Source organism: Paenibacillus mendelii, assembly GCF_024498075.1.
Taxonomy (GTDB): Bacteria; Bacillota; Bacilli; order Paenibacillales; family Paenibacillaceae; genus Paenibacillus_Z; species Paenibacillus_Z mendelii.
Genome location: NZ_JANHOF010000010.1, coordinates 36,494 through 50,201, shown reverse-complemented (window position 1 = coordinate 50,201; position 13,708 = coordinate 36,494). Strand labels below are relative to the sequence as shown.

11 protein-coding genes are annotated in these 13,708 nt (G+C 52.1%); 10 read left to right on the top strand and 1 reads right to left on the bottom strand.

The window, feature by feature from the left end; all coding sequences use genetic code 11:
• Positions 1-216: 216 nt before the first annotated feature.
• The 10 genes from NNL21_RS24595 (at position 217) to NNL21_RS24550 (ending at position 11,156) form a co-directional block, all read left to right on the top strand.
• A complete protein-coding gene (locus NNL21_RS24595; protein WP_256555456.1) occupies positions 217-2,784 on the top strand; it encodes a S8 family serine peptidase in 2,568 nt (855 codons plus the stop codon).
• A gap of 77 nt (positions 2,785-2,861) precedes the next feature.
• Positions 2,862-3,107, top strand: a complete 246-nt coding sequence (locus NNL21_RS24590; RefSeq protein ID WP_204820071.1) for a DUF1146 domain-containing protein — start codon at positions 2,862-2,864, stop codon at positions 3,105-3,107.
• Positions 3,108-3,322: 215 nt separating this feature from the next.
• A complete protein-coding gene (gene murA / locus NNL21_RS24585; RefSeq protein ID WP_204820070.1) occupies positions 3,323-4,765 on the top strand; it encodes a UDP-N-acetylglucosamine 1-carboxyvinyltransferase in 1,443 nt (480 codons plus the stop codon).
• A 362-nt stretch (positions 4,766-5,127) separates the two neighbouring features.
• A complete protein-coding gene (gene spoIID / locus NNL21_RS24580) occupies positions 5,128-6,372 on the top strand; it encodes a stage II sporulation protein D (RefSeq protein WP_256555455.1) in 1,245 nt (414 codons plus the stop codon).
• Between the two features lie 186 nt (positions 6,373-6,558).
• Positions 6,559-7,287, top strand: a complete 729-nt coding sequence (locus NNL21_RS24575; protein WP_204820069.1) for a M23 family metallopeptidase — start codon at positions 6,559-6,561, stop codon at positions 7,285-7,287.
• Positions 7,288-7,472: 185 nt separating this feature from the next.
• The gene (spoIIID, locus tag NNL21_RS24570) at positions 7,473-7,760 is read left to right on the top strand and encodes a sporulation transcriptional regulator SpoIIID (protein WP_125663688.1); all 288 of its coding nucleotides are present in this window, start codon (positions 7,473-7,475) and stop codon (positions 7,758-7,760) included.
• 103 nt (positions 7,761-7,863) lie between these two features.
• Positions 7,864-8,862, top strand: a complete 999-nt coding sequence (gene mreB, locus NNL21_RS24565; protein ID WP_204820068.1) for a rod shape-determining protein MreB — start codon at positions 7,864-7,866, stop codon at positions 8,860-8,862.
• Between the two features lie 232 nt (positions 8,863-9,094).
• A complete protein-coding gene (locus NNL21_RS24560) occupies positions 9,095-9,958 on the top strand; it encodes a flagellar hook-basal body protein (protein WP_204820067.1) in 864 nt (287 codons plus the stop codon).
• A 17-nt stretch (positions 9,959-9,975) separates the two neighbouring features.
• Entirely contained in the window at positions 9,976-10,797 is an 822-nt protein-coding gene (locus tag NNL21_RS24555) for a flagellar hook-basal body protein (RefSeq protein WP_204820066.1), read from the top strand.
• Positions 10,798-10,811: 14 nt separating this feature from the next.
• Entirely contained in the window at positions 10,812-11,156 is a 345-nt protein-coding gene (locus tag NNL21_RS24550; RefSeq protein WP_256555454.1) for a DNA-directed RNA polymerase subunit beta, read from the top strand.
• 193 nt (positions 11,157-11,349) lie between these two features.
• Here NNL21_RS24550 and NNL21_RS24545 read toward each other — a convergent pair whose 3' ends face one another.
• Positions 11,350-13,536 carry an Ig-like domain-containing protein gene (locus NNL21_RS24545; RefSeq protein ID WP_204820065.1) on the bottom strand — a complete coding sequence of 729 codons (2,187 nt, stop codon included), beginning with the start codon at positions 13,534-13,536 and terminating at the stop codon, positions 11,350-11,352.
• Positions 13,537-13,708 lie beyond the last annotated feature (172 nt).

The window sequence follows — 13,708 nt, the reverse complement described above, 5'->3', positions numbered from 1 at the left end:
GTCGGCGGCCGCCTCAACCTTTTTTTATTTCAAGACCTGTGTTCAAAACACGGATGTTGTGGTAATCGTACTAGAGCCGATAAAAAGGCGACCGCAGACCCATGACTAACCTCCCTTTATGGACCTTTATGAAGATTTAATCATTTTGTCACAAGGAGAAGGGTACTGCTTAAGCGAAAGGTTTCATATAACAATTTGCAAGGTTAAAGGCATACTATGATGAAGCTAACGAGCTGGGATTGGAATTCCTACAAAAGTAATGGAACGGACTGCAGAACGGCCATCCCGGCGCGTGCTTCAGTCGCTCCTCAAGGCGGCTCTGGAACACGAGCCGCGCAAGCGCCGAGCTTCGCTTGGGCGGCGCTGCCGCGCGCCTTGCGCCGGGCGCTGCTGGGCGTGCTCGCAGCGCTGCTGCTTGGCAGCGCCCCACTGGCAGCGGCCGCTGCCAGCTGGGCCGCTGCCGCGGCCCAGCCGCCTGTGGCGGCCAGCGGCGGCGCTGCGCAGCAGCCCGCCGGAGGCGCCGCAGGCGGCGCTCAAGAGGAGCCGCATAGCTGGCTCCTCAAGTGGCGCGACCCCGCGCAGGCGAAGCCGCTGCGGGGAACGCACGTCATTCACCGCCAGGCAGAGCCTGCGGCGGTGGACGTGATCCGCCCCGCGGAACCGGGGGCGGATACGGAGGAATGGCTCCGGCGGCTGCGCGAAACGCCGGGCGTCGAATATGTGCACCCGAACAGCCAAGTAACGCTGCTCGCGGCACAGGCTGCAACCGATGATCCAGAGCTGCCGAAGCAGCATTATCTTGATCAAATTGGGGCGAAGAGCGCATGGTCGACCGTGCGCGAGCAGACCCGTTTTACCATTGCCCTCATCGACACAGGCGTCGATTTGGATCATCCCGATCTGAAGGATAATCTGGTGCCGGGCACAAATCTCGTTACTCCAGGTAAACCGCCGGAGGACGACAATGGGCATGGTACCAGTGTGGCTGGAGTTCTGGCGGGCGTGGGCAACAATAAGACCGGTATATCCGGCATCCTGTGGAAGGCTAAGATTATGCCGATCAAAGCGCTGGATGCCAGCGGGTACGGGGATGAGGAACGCTTAGGTGATGCGATTCTCTATGCCGTGAAGAACGGTGCCCGCATCGTCGTGCTCTCCGTCGGGTTATATCGGTATTCCCCTTATTTAGAAGATATCGCGATTTATGCGGAAAGCAAAGGCGTTCTGCTTGTAGCGGCAAGCGGCAACGACGGGCTTGCTCTGGGTGCGAAGGCGGAGGTTAAATATCCGGCTGCATACCCATCGGTATTAGCCGTTGCAGGAGCCACGCCATACAGTAAACCGGAGCCGCGTTCGAATCCGGGACCGGAAATCGATATAGCGGCGCCATGGCATGTATATACAACAGCTGTCGGAGGCGGGTACAAGAAGGAGCAAGGCACCTCAATGGCCGCTCCTCAAGCCGCCGCGGCCGCTGCATTGATCTGGGCTGCTCATCCGGCCTATAAGCCTTATCAAATCAGAGCACTGCTCCGGCAAAGTGCGAAGGATATTGGAGCGGCGGGCGTCGACAATGCAACCGGCTATGGGCTGCTGCAAGTGAATCGAGCCGTTACAGCTGAGCTGAAGACGGATGGCTATGAACCGAACAATACTCGTGACTATGCAAAGAAATTTCCGTTCGGCACGAAGATTTCAGCCGATTTAAGGGGCGGCAGCGATAAAGACTGGTATATCGTCGACGCCCCATACGACGGGTTGCTATCCCTTCAATTCCAGGGCATCGTTGCAGCAGGTCAGGCCGTTCCGCCCGTTCGAATGATTCATTATGCAGGGGATCAATCGAAGAGCATGAAGGATACGAAATTAGGAAACCAAACGGTCGAATGGAATGTGAAAAAGGGACGAAACTACATACAGCTCCAGCTGTACGATAAGCGTAATAAAACACAGCTTCCGTACTTGCTCACGACATCCTTTAAGAATGGACCGGATGCGTACGAGAAGAACGATAAGCAGTATCAGGCGTTCACGCTGATGCCGAAGACGCAAACCTTGACCGGAAGCTTCCATCAGACGGGAGATCGGGACTGGTACGCCGTACACTTCGAGAATGGCGGGACACTCCGCGTAACCGTAAAACCGGACTCGGTACGAATCGACCCCGCGCTTGGCATTCAACGCAAGGGAGGGAAGCTCATTGTGACGGATGAGAACGGTGAAGGGGAGGCGGAATTTTCGCAAGAACTTACGATAACGCCCGGCACGTATTACATCCGCGTTCATAATGCCATGTCGGCGCAAGCCAGCCCGACAGCGGGGCAATATGTATTGCGAATGGAGTACCGCACGAAGTATACGGATCCGAATGAGCCCAACAATAAGGCGTATGAGGCAACCGTTATCGGGCTCGGTTCCGATTATGTCGGCGTCATCGATTCGAAAGCAGACATGGACTGGTATCAGTTGAGGCTTACCTCCCGAACGATTGTACGGCTTACCATCGATGGCATTCCTTCGGGTGTTCGCATGAAAGCGGAGCTGTACGATAAACGTCAGAAGCTTATCACAAGCATGAAGTCGGAGCCCAATCGTACCAATATGGTACGCGAGCAGCTGCTGGATCCAGGCGTGTACTATGTGAAGATGACGGCGGATATTCCGTTCGACCGCCAGTACTATGAGCTGCGCATGGATGCCGACAGAAAGGTCTCCGGGATGCGGGAGTTTGCACCTCAAGCGATGCTCCAAAACAATGGCCGTGCTGTTCCTGCCCCCCGTTAACAAAAAACGTATTTATTCCGATATTATTTATAGCGATAAGGTGGTCACCACCTGTACCTTGGAGGCGTATGATGAACTTGGATCAACTTGCGGCGGAAGCCGGCATGCAGGGCCTTATGAAAATCATTATTGAATTGTTTTCCATTACGGTCGCATGGTTTGTCATACAAGAGGTTCGATTTGATTTATTTCTGCGCAAGCCGGGAAGCCCGAGGGCACGAATACTGCAGGTCATGCTTGCAGTCGTCATCGGACACCTCTTCGCATCCTTTTTATTTACGTATTGGCAATGGTCGAATGCGCTCAGATGGCTTGTCGAATAACAACGATGAAACATGTTAACAATGGGTAATACAAGGACGGTACGAAAAGCTAAACCGCTTACGAATACTATATGATGTGGTTTTCGACAGGGAGAAAATAACGCTTGTCGATTTGTGTAAACCGATGATAAGATGGAGACTGTGTATTAAGCAAGGGTGCCATTTATTTCAGTATTAGGAAGAAGAATCTACTGCGCGCGGAGGGAAACCTGAAGATGAGCAAAATAATCGTCCGCGGCGGCCAACGACTAACCGGAAACGTTCGTGTCAGCGGCGCCAAGAATGCCGTACTGCCAATTCTCGCGGCCACGTTACTTGCACAAGAGGGAGAAAGTGTCATTGCTGACGTACCTTTTCTAGACGATGTTAATACGATCCAACAAGTGCTTGCCGCATTAGGGGCGAGCCTAACATACGAGAATGAGACGATGCGCATCTCGGCACAGAAGCTTACGACCTTCGAAGCGCCATATGAGCTGGTTCGTAAGATGCGTGCTTCCTTCTTGGTTCTGGGTCCGCTGCTTGCAAGGCTAGGCAGAGCAAAAATTTCACTCCCGGGTGGGTGTGCAATCGGTACGAGAGCAATCGACCAGCACTTGAAGGGCTTTGAAGCCATGGGTGCAGAAATCGTACTCGGCCAAGGTTTTATCGATGCCCGTGCCAACGGAAAGCTGAAGGGTGCCAAAATTTATTTGGACGTTGCCAGCGTAGGCGCAACGGAGAATATTATGATGGCGGCTGTACTCGCACAAGGCACAACTATAATTGAGAATGCAGCCAAAGAACCGGAAATCGTCGATTTGGCTAATTATTTGAACGCCATGGGCGCCAAAGTTCGCGGAGCCGGAACCGGTGTTATCCGGATCGAGGGCGTTGAACAGCTCAGCGGTGTTGCACATACCGTGATTCCTGACCGCGTTGAAGCGGGTACTTATATGATTGCCGCTGCCATTACAGGCGGCGACGTGCATGTGGAAGGCGCCATTGCCGATCATCTTGCACCGGTCATTTCGAAGCTGCAGGAGATGGGTGTGGAGATTGAAGAGACGGATAATGGCCTTCATGTAAGAGCTGCAAGTCCGCTGAAGTCGGTCGACGTCAAGACGCTGCCTTACCCGGGCTTCCCGACAGACATGCAATCTCAAATGATGGCGCTCTTAATGGTGTCCGAAGGTACGAGTATTGTAACGGAAACGGTGTTCGAGAACCGTTACATGCATGTTGAGGAATTCCGCAAGATGAGCGGACAGATCAAGGTAGAAGGTCGCACCGCAATCATAAGCGGCGGAATGCAGCTTGCAGGCGCGAAGGTATGCGCGACTGATCTTCGAGCAGGTGCGGCTCTTGTTTGCGCGGCTCTCTATGCCGACGGCGAGACGGAAATTACCGGCATTCACCACGTCGATCGGGGTTATGTCGATATTACCGGCAAGCTGGCAGGATTGGGTGCCGATATCAGACGGATTGAAGCCGTGGAGGAATCGGCTAGCGCCGATGCTATGTATGCCTTTACTTCAAGTGTTGAAGCAGCGGTCAGCACGGTTGCACAAGCCGACGCCGTCATCGCAGCCTCAGCATCCGATAGTCCGGCCGAGAAGCCTGAATTTAAGCGGGAGAAGGAAGTTCCCCGCATCAAAGCACAACCGACCTGGGCATAAGAGGCCGGCAAGGCATGAAGTGCATTCGCCCTGTTGGGCGTACATAATGAATGGGACCTGCTGGCTAACAAGCGAGCAGGTTTTTTTATGAGGTCATTTATTCATACAAGAATACTTCCTTCGGTGAGATATTCGGTTCCTAGGTTCAAGGGCTTAAGAATAGAATTACGAAGCTGCAGGCCCCGAGTGGTCTTGTGGCTTTTTTGCCGTGACGATCAAAGCCTATGACTCTTACATCCGTCATGATTGAGTAGAGGACGGGGACGTTCTATCCTAGTAGCGGGGTTCATAGACTATAGCAGAGCAAGAAGGTTGAGAGTCGAGAGAGTTACAGATATCTGCCTGGATGGAAGGAGCCAATCATGGGACGGATGAAATGGAGAATCGTGCAAAAGCGAGGGAAGAGGCTGGGGTCGAAGCGTTGGTGGCTTGGATTTATGAGCGGGGCTGCAGCGATCCTGATTATCAACGGAATACTAGATGCAACGAATGGAGCGGCTGAGAAGGGTCTGCTTAAAGAGAAGCTCGAGTCAGCCCCGATCATAGAGCCGGCTCCATTCACTAGCAAGGAAGCACTAGATGCAGGCAGCCTTAACCCTAGTCGCGCAGAGCAAGGCAAGCCAATCCAAGATGTGCAGTCTAATCAGAGTACGGATAGTTCGAGCAGGGCTGCCTCTGGTCACACAAACGGCGCATCCGGCCAATCGCCTGCGGGCGATGAGGCAAAGCCGGTACTTGCGCAAAGCTGGTATGACCGGCTGCGGGTTCAGGTTTATTTGACGGAGGAGAAGCAAGTTGAATCCATGCCTATTGAACTCTATGTTCGCGGAGTACTTGCCGGCGAGATGCCCCTCGACTTTGAGCTTGAGGCTTTGAAGGCACAAGCAATCGCAGCGCGAACCTATATTTATCGGAGGTTGAGCAGCGGTGACCGGAGCGGCATGAAGGCCGTGAAGGCCGATGTGACCGATACCGTACAGCATCAGGTCTATGTTCCGCTAGAAACGCTATTAACCCGCTGGAAGGGTGAAGCGAAGGAAGACAACCTGACCAGATTAAACCGCGCGGTGGAAGAAACCAAGGGACAGATCCTTACTTATAACGGCGAACCTATTCAAGCGGCCTTCTTCTCAACAAGCAATGGTTATACAGAGAACGCTTCAGATTATTGGGCGATCGACTTGCCGTACCTGCGCAGCGTTACCAGTCCGTGGGATAAAGCGATTTCGCCGCGATATAAAGAGACGGTTACGATGAAGCTAAGCACCTTTGCGAGCAAACTCGGTGTGAAAAAGAGCGCTATTCGTTCCATGCGTGTCATAGAGACGACGGAGGGGAAACGGATCAAATCGGTGGCTGCCGGGAATAAGACGTTCACGGGCCGGCAAGTCAGAGAGAAGCTGGGTCTTGCTTCCTCTCAATTCAGCTGGAAGATCGATGGCGGTGAAATTATTATAACGACCTTTGGTTACGGTCATGGTGTTGGGATGAGTCAATGGGGAGCCAATGGGATGGCCCAAGCAGGCAAGAGTGCCCAGCAAATTGTGGAATACTATTATTCGGGCGCGAAGGTGGAACAAGCTTCGAAGCTACCACTGCGATCATAGGGCGTCAACCCTTTTAGATATAGCGGAACGATAGCTTCATTACGGGAACTAGGGGACTGAAACGGCTCTGATTCGGCTCTACCGTTTCATTTCGTAGAGCATGAAACTTGCAATCTTAAAAAATCCGAGATCCTCACGTATAAACTGCTAGGTTGTGGCAACAATGGCTAGTGAGGTGATCAAACAATGAATGATCAAAACAAACCAAAGCTGAAAGAAGAATCTCCCAAAACTTCTATGGGAGGAACTGCCGTCAAACCTTCTGCATGGAGAAAGCTGCTGTCGAAAAAATGGGCAGCACCAGCAGCGTTCATGGCCGCGGCAGCAATCATCGTAACCTTAATGTGGATCTATCGGGGAGCGGAAGAGACACCTACGACAACCGGCAACGACAGCCTCGAAGTCAGCCAAGGTACGAATGAGGAAGCCATCGAGACACCGATTGACGACACACTTGAAGTTGCATCTTCCAACGAGACGCTGCAATGGCCGGTGGTCAACCGCAGCGAGCTGACGGTTGCAACACCTTTCTATGAAGCAAGCGCATCGAATGAAGAGCGCCAAGCCGCAATGGTGCAGACGGGCAACACCTTCACGCCTCATATGGGTATCGATCTGACGAGCTCGGCCGATAAGCCCTTCGACGTCGTAGCCGCACTTAGCGGACGAGTGATCGTCGTCGACAAGCACCCGATCAACGGCAACGTCATCGAGATTAAACATGCAGATGGTATCGTCACCGTGTACCAAAGCCTGAGCGAAGTTCAGGTGAAGGTAAACGAAGAAGTGAAGCAGGGTTCCCTCATCGGGAAATCCGGACGCAGTGAAATCGAGAAGGATTATGGCAACCACCTGCACTTCGAAGTCCGTCAGAACGGCAACTCGATTAACCCGAATACGCTTCTGGAGCAATAAACGAAAAAAAAAGCATGCACCCATGAAAAATTGGAAAGGCAGGGGAAACCCTGCCTTTTTTGTGTTTTTGGGCATCATTTTTGAAAATTTTTGCATAACTAGGCTTGTCACGCTTGGACACAAAGAATATATACCCGTACCCCTCATATAATGTACCAAACTATCTCGAGTAGGGAGGCGGGAGCGTGCACGATTACATCAAAGAGCGGACCATAAAAATCGGCCGTTGTATCGTCGAGACGAAGCATACGGTACGAACGATCGCCAAAGAGTTTGGTGTATCCAAAAGCACGGTGCACAAGGATTTGACCGAGCGATTGCCGGAAATAAATCCCGATTTGGCAGACCAGGTTAAACATATACTGGAATACCACAAATCGATCCGGCACCTGAGGGGAGGAGAAGCAACGAAAATTAAATATAAGAAAAGCACAGGGCGTAAACGCGAAGTGTTGGCAGCCGCGAAATCGTAAGCGATTTTTTCTACAAAAATAGAGGATTTTCGTTCAATTCAGCGAATACTGTACGATATCAGTATTGGATCGACTACTATTCGCTTTGGGGGACTTACGACTTATGTTTAGTAAGGATATCGGGATCGATTTAGGCACGGCTAATGTGTCCATTCATGTGAAAGGTAAGGGTATTGTCCTAGATGAGCCTTCGGTCGTTGCGATCGAAAGTGAGACCAAGCGCGTGCTTGCCGTAGGAGAAGAGGCGCACCGGATGGTAGGACGTACTCCGGGGAACATCATCGCAATCCGGCCGCTTCGGGACGGTGTTATCGCCGATTTCGAAATCACGGAAATTATGCTCAAGGCGTTCATAGACCGGGTTGGCGGACGTTCGTGGTATAGCCGTCCTCGCATCCTGATTTGTGCGCCCACCAATATTACGTCGGTTGAGCAGAAGGCAATCCGTGAAGCGGCTGAGAGAAGCGGGGCAAGAGACGTCTTTTTGGAAGAAGAACCGAAAGCGGCTGCGATCGGCGCAGGAATGGACATTTATCAGCCAAGCGGAAATATGGTCGTCGATATCGGCGGAGGGACGACAGATGTAGCTGTGCTTTCTATGGGCGACGTCGTTACCGCCTCTTCTATTAAAGTGGCCGGAGATAAATTCGACTCGGCTATTATGAAGTACATCAAGAATAAGTATAAGCTGTTGATCGGGGAACGTACGAGCGAGGATATCAAAATCAAAATCGGAACAGTATACCAGAGCGGCCGCAGAGATGAAATGGACATCCGCGGTCGGGACATGGTATCCGGCTTGCCGCTGACAATGACGATTCATTCCGACGAAGTGCGAGAAGCACTGTGGGAATCGGTGATTTCGATCGTGTCAGCGGCAAAGTCAGTTCTGGAACGGACGCCGCCGGAGCTTTCGGCGGATATTATCGACCGGGGCGTTATCCTGACGGGCGGCGGCGCTTTGCTGGACGGGCTGGATGCGCTGCTTGCAGAGGAGCTGAAGGTTCCCGTGCTTATTGCAGAGAATCCGATGCACTGCGTCGTGAAAGGGACAGGCCTGCTGCTGGATCATCTGGACCGGTCTCCCCGCAAACGGTCATGATCTCATAGAAGCGTGGGAGCTGCTGAGAAGGACAAGCTGCCGGAACCGGCACTGAATGATTGGGGAAGAGAATATATATTGCAGTTTTGCGCAGGTAGGACGCTTATAGGGGGGCGTGCCGAAGCGCAAATGAGTCTAAAGACGCATAGCCAATCTATTCAGCCCAGCGATACGGATGCCGATATATACGATAGAACTATACGAAACCGTTTATTCTCAGGAGGTCGGCTCCATGCTAAGAGGTCTTTATATGGCAGCAGCAGGCATGATTGCCCAGCAGCACCGTCATGATACCGTAACGAACAATATTGCCAACATTAATACGCCCGGATATAAGCAAGCCAATGCGGTTACACGCTCTTTTCCCGAGATGCTGCTCTCGCTAACGGGAGTGGAGGAGGGGCAGGGCGGGACAATCGGGCGCGTCAACACAGGTGTCTTCGCAGAGGAAAGTCTGTCCATTCAGCTTCAAGGGGATTTGACGCAGACGAACCGTTCCTCTGATTTTGCCATTATGTCAGACATCGAAGTACCCGGTATCGCGTTTGATGCATCCGGCAAGTACGTATCTCCTGACGGGCAGGTGACATTCCAGCCTCAAGCTTTCTTCACGGTTCAAGATGCAGCCGGGGAAACGCGCTACACGCGCGGGGGTAAGTTCTCGCTGGATACGCAGGGCTATCTGATTACAGGCGACGGCTCGCAGGTTCTTGGCCCAGGCGGTACTCCGATTCAGCTTCCAGCCAATGTATCTTTGGATCAGGTGACGATTACGGGCAATCATCAATTGGTGGACTCGCGCACAGGAACGCCCGTCGGCCAGCTGCTCATTACGCGAGTGGATAATCCGAACAATCTCGTTCGGGAAGGCGACGGCAAGTTCCGTTTAATGGGGGATCCCAACATGGCACGTGCGACCGCTGCCGGCGATCGCGTTGAAGTGCGTCAAGGCTACATTGAACGCTCCAACGTGGATTCCGCCCAATCGATGATCGATCTCATGTCGGCATTGCGTGCTTATGAAGCGAATCAGAAAGTGGTTCAGTTCTATGATCGCAGCTTGGATAAAGCGGTCAATGAAATCGGACGCGTATAACTTAAGGAGGCCGCTGCATGAATGGCTCAATGATTAACGCGATGGTATCCATGAATGGTCTGCAGCAAAAATTGGATCTGCTGGCGGATAACATTGCGAACGCAAATACGGTAGGATATAAACGTAAGGAAGCCTCATTCGAGGACTTGCTTGCAACGAAGACACAGCAGCCCAGTGGCTTCACGCAGCCTGGCCGGCTAACACCGCTTGGCTTTAACCAGGGCTGGGGCTCCAAGCTTGGCATGATTCAGCCGGACCTGGCACAAGGGCCGCTGAAACAAACAGACGAGCAGTACGACGTGGCTTTAACCGGCGACGCGCTGCTTGAGGTCATTACAGATGCTGCGGGTACGCGTGCTTACACGCGGAACGGAGCCCTGCAGTTAACGCTGGATGACACAGGAACCTCATCCTTCCTCACAACGAAGGAAGGATACGCAATTTCGGATGTAGATGGCAACCCGATTGAAATTCCTAGCGAGATCCAGTCGCTTCGCATTAATCCGGACGGAAGTCTGATTGGCGAGACTGCTGCCGGGGCGGTTGCTCTTGGCCAGATGAGACTGGTTCAAGCGATGAAGCCTTCTCTGCTCTCGCAAGTGGCAGATAATCTATATACGGTTGCAGACGGCATCAACGTTACAGACGTTCTGCGGACGGTAACAGCTGCCGCGGATAGCGACATCTCGATCCGGCAAGGCTATCTAGAACAATCCAACGTCAACTTGGCCAATGAGATGACGGAATTGATCAACGTGCAGCGGGCTTACCAGTTGAGTTCGAGAGCGTTGTCCTCAAGCGATACGATGCTGGGACTGGCCAATAGCCTGCGCGGGTAAGAAATGAGTGGAGCATGATGGAATCGAAGAAAGAAACGGCCGCTGCGCTGGAGGGATTAACCTCCGCGGAACGTTCCGGTTTACAGGGAGCGACAACTTCCTATAAGAGCAACAGTGAGCCGAAGCGAAAAGCCGATACTGAACAGCCTGTCAAGAACAACGTACGCGTCAAGCGCAATCCGGCGCTGCGCGTCTTCCTGTGGCTGCTTCGCAAAAGCATCGTTCCGCTGCTCTGTCTAATTGCCGTAGTAGGCGGCCTGTATCTCGGCTTTACGGTCATAGGCAAGCAGCCTGGAAGCGAAGTGTTTGAATGGTCAACATGGAGACATATGTATGACCTCGTATTCGCGGATTCATAATTTATGCGGGAGCAGGGATTAACCCGGGCTCCTGTTTTTTTATTTCTGGACCATTATGGGGGTTGGCCGTGCGAGGATAGCTCGTGCAGTCAACCCCTTAATTGCAGCATAATGTTTGGCCACGCCGATTAACAGCCCATAAAAAAATCGGCCTACAGCGGTTGCTGTTGGCCGATTAATAAGGAGACAGAAATTATTTTACGGTTACGCGCATGGATACGCTCTTGCCTTCGAAGGTTGCTTTGATGGTGGCAGTGCCTTTCGCGATGGCGGTCACGACCCCGTCTTCTACTTTAACGACAGAAGCTTTGGATGAGGTCCATACGGCACTATTCGTTGCATCGACGAGGCGTCCTCCTACGTACTCGCCGGTTATCTTAAATGTGCCTGTGCCGCCTACTGCAAGGAGCAGTGATTTATCGGAAGTTGTCAGCTTGTTCAGCTTCTGCTTCACAACAAGAGCGATTTGGACGGCCTTGCCCTGATAGCTGCCGGACAGCTTGCCGGTTCCTTCGACTAACGCTTTGACCGTGGCACCCTTAACGGTGGCGAGAGTATCCGGATCGATGGTCCAGTTCATTTTGGATCCGAGGGAAACCGATTTGCCGCTTTTATACACGCCGGTCACTTTAATGGATTTGGAACGTCCCGGATTTAACAGAAGAGACGTCGCTTCCACATAGATTTTCGTAATTTCTTCTTCGACTGTCACACGAACAGTTGTGGATTTGCCGAGATAGGTGGCCGTCAACGTAGCGGTGGTCTTGACGAGGCCTCGGACATTAGGTGCTTTCACCAGAATGTTGGTAGAGGTCGTCTTCCATGTTACCAGGCTGCTCACGTCCGCTTCATTACCACTCTCGTAGGTAACGTTGATGGTTGGAAGCTTTACTTCTTGGCCGATTACAATAGACATTTCCGATACTTCTGGGATAAGAATCAATGGCTTTTCATTCACAGTAACTTTGACCGTCACCGTGTTGCCATCGATTTCAGCTGTCATTGTAGCCGTGCCGACCTTCTTGGCAACCCATTTGTCGTCGTCTAGAGTGACCACTGTGTTATCATTGCTTGTCCATTTGACGAGATCTGAGACATCCACGATTTCATCCGTAAGCGATTTGGCTGTTACTTTAGGCATCGTGACGGTATCGTCTACAAAAACATCAACTTTGTCCTTCGCAACTTCAAGCTTCGAAATGGATGGGTAAACGGTCACGACGACTTGACGGCTGATTCCCTTATATTCGGCTTTAATCGTCGTCTTGCCGATCGCCTTCGGTGTCACGAGACCCGAGTCGCTGACGGTTGCTGCGAATACGTTATCTGATGTCCAGGTTGCAGATGATGTAACGTCGATCGGACTCGCTGGAGGGTCAAGTGCTTCCACTTTGAATTGAATACCCGTCCCCTTGTCCTTCAGAAGGATATGCTGGGCTAAATCAGGGGTGATGCGCATAGCTTCGTAAGGCGGTCGCACAACGACAGTGAATGAATCGCTGACGCCAAGGTAATCCGCCGTGATCGTTGTTGTTCCTGCCCCCACAGCAGTGACAACGCCTTTCTCAACTGTAGCGACAGCCGTATTCGCACTCAACCATGTGACTTTATCGGTTAATACATCGTTGGCACCGCCGTTAATTCGCTCGGCTGATGCTGTAACCGATTTGGTCGGGTCGCCGATTTCAAACTCCATCAAGCTGCGTGGCGTAATTGTCAGCTTCTTGTATGGGGAGGTAACTTTCAATTTTACGGAATCCGTTCTTCCTCTATACTTGGCCGTGATCGTTGTTTCGCCTGCGGCTAACAGCGTGACCTTACCCTCTGAAACGGTAGCGACCGTCTCGTTGGAGCTGGTCCATGAAGCGAGCTTCGTAATTTCCGTATCTGTATCGCCCTTCGCGGCGGTTAACGTGTAACTTGGGTTTGCGCCGAGCTCAACGTCCTCTTTCTCGTCCAGAGCTACACCGTTAGATTTCATCGTAATGCTGTCGTATTTGTACTCCGACGTCATGATGACCGATACGGTAAATCCTTTATATTGGGCCCTGATCGTCGAGGTTCCGCTTGAAATAGCGGTAAGTATGCCTTTATCGACTTTAATGGCTGAGGTGTTGGAAGATGTCCAAACGGCATCGAGTGTCACATCTTTAGCGGATGTTGCGCCAGAAATCGTTGCATTGGCACGCAGTGCGATGGTCTCGTCATCGATATAAATCTTAGCGGGCGAGGGTACAGTCTCGAATGCAATGCCGGTTACCGTTTCCTCTGCAGCAATCGCTGCGCCAGACATAGCGGACAACATCAGAACAAGTGCAAGTCCTGCAGCAAGCGCGGCGCGAAGCGTCCGTGCCGGTGAAGACTTCTGTCTACTCATCATGGTTTTTAAGTTACCTCCAGCTTCGTGTTATTTCTACTCCTTCTGTTATTAACGGTTTGAATGCGGTAAAATTGAAGACTAGTGGGAAAGACTGCCATTTTTATTTTTCATAAACCCGACCCAAGACTGGGGGATTACACGGGTTTTGAGGCTGTCGGTGGTTTTATTTTTG

Excerpts from the sequence above, each read along its gene's own strand:
- NNL21_RS24595 (WP_256555456.1), top strand. The coding sequence starts at position 217 with ATGATGAAGCTAACGAGCTGGGATTGGAATTCCTACAAAAGTAATGGA.
- murA (WP_204820070.1), top strand. The coding sequence starts at position 3,323 with ATGAGCAAAATAATCGTCCGCGGCGGCCAACGACTAACCGGAAACGTT.
- spoIID (WP_256555455.1), top strand. The coding sequence starts at position 5,128 with ATGGGACGGATGAAATGGAGAATCGTGCAAAAGCGAGGGAAGAGGCTG.
- NNL21_RS24575 (WP_204820069.1), top strand. The coding sequence starts at position 6,559 with ATGAATGATCAAAACAAACCAAAGCTGAAAGAAGAATCTCCCAAAACT.
- mreB (WP_204820068.1), top strand. The coding sequence starts at position 7,864 with ATGTTTAGTAAGGATATCGGGATCGATTTAGGCACGGCTAATGTGTCC.
- NNL21_RS24560 (WP_204820067.1), top strand. The coding sequence starts at position 9,095 with ATGCTAAGAGGTCTTTATATGGCAGCAGCAGGCATGATTGCCCAGCAG.
- NNL21_RS24555 (WP_204820066.1), top strand. The coding sequence starts at position 9,976 with ATGAATGGCTCAATGATTAACGCGATGGTATCCATGAATGGTCTGCAG.
- NNL21_RS24550 (WP_256555454.1), top strand. The coding sequence starts at position 10,812 with ATGATGGAATCGAAGAAAGAAACGGCCGCTGCGCTGGAGGGATTAACC.
- NNL21_RS24545 (WP_204820065.1), bottom strand. The coding sequence starts at position 13,536 with ATGATGAGTAGACAGAAGTCTTCACCGGCACGGACGCTTCGCGCCGCG.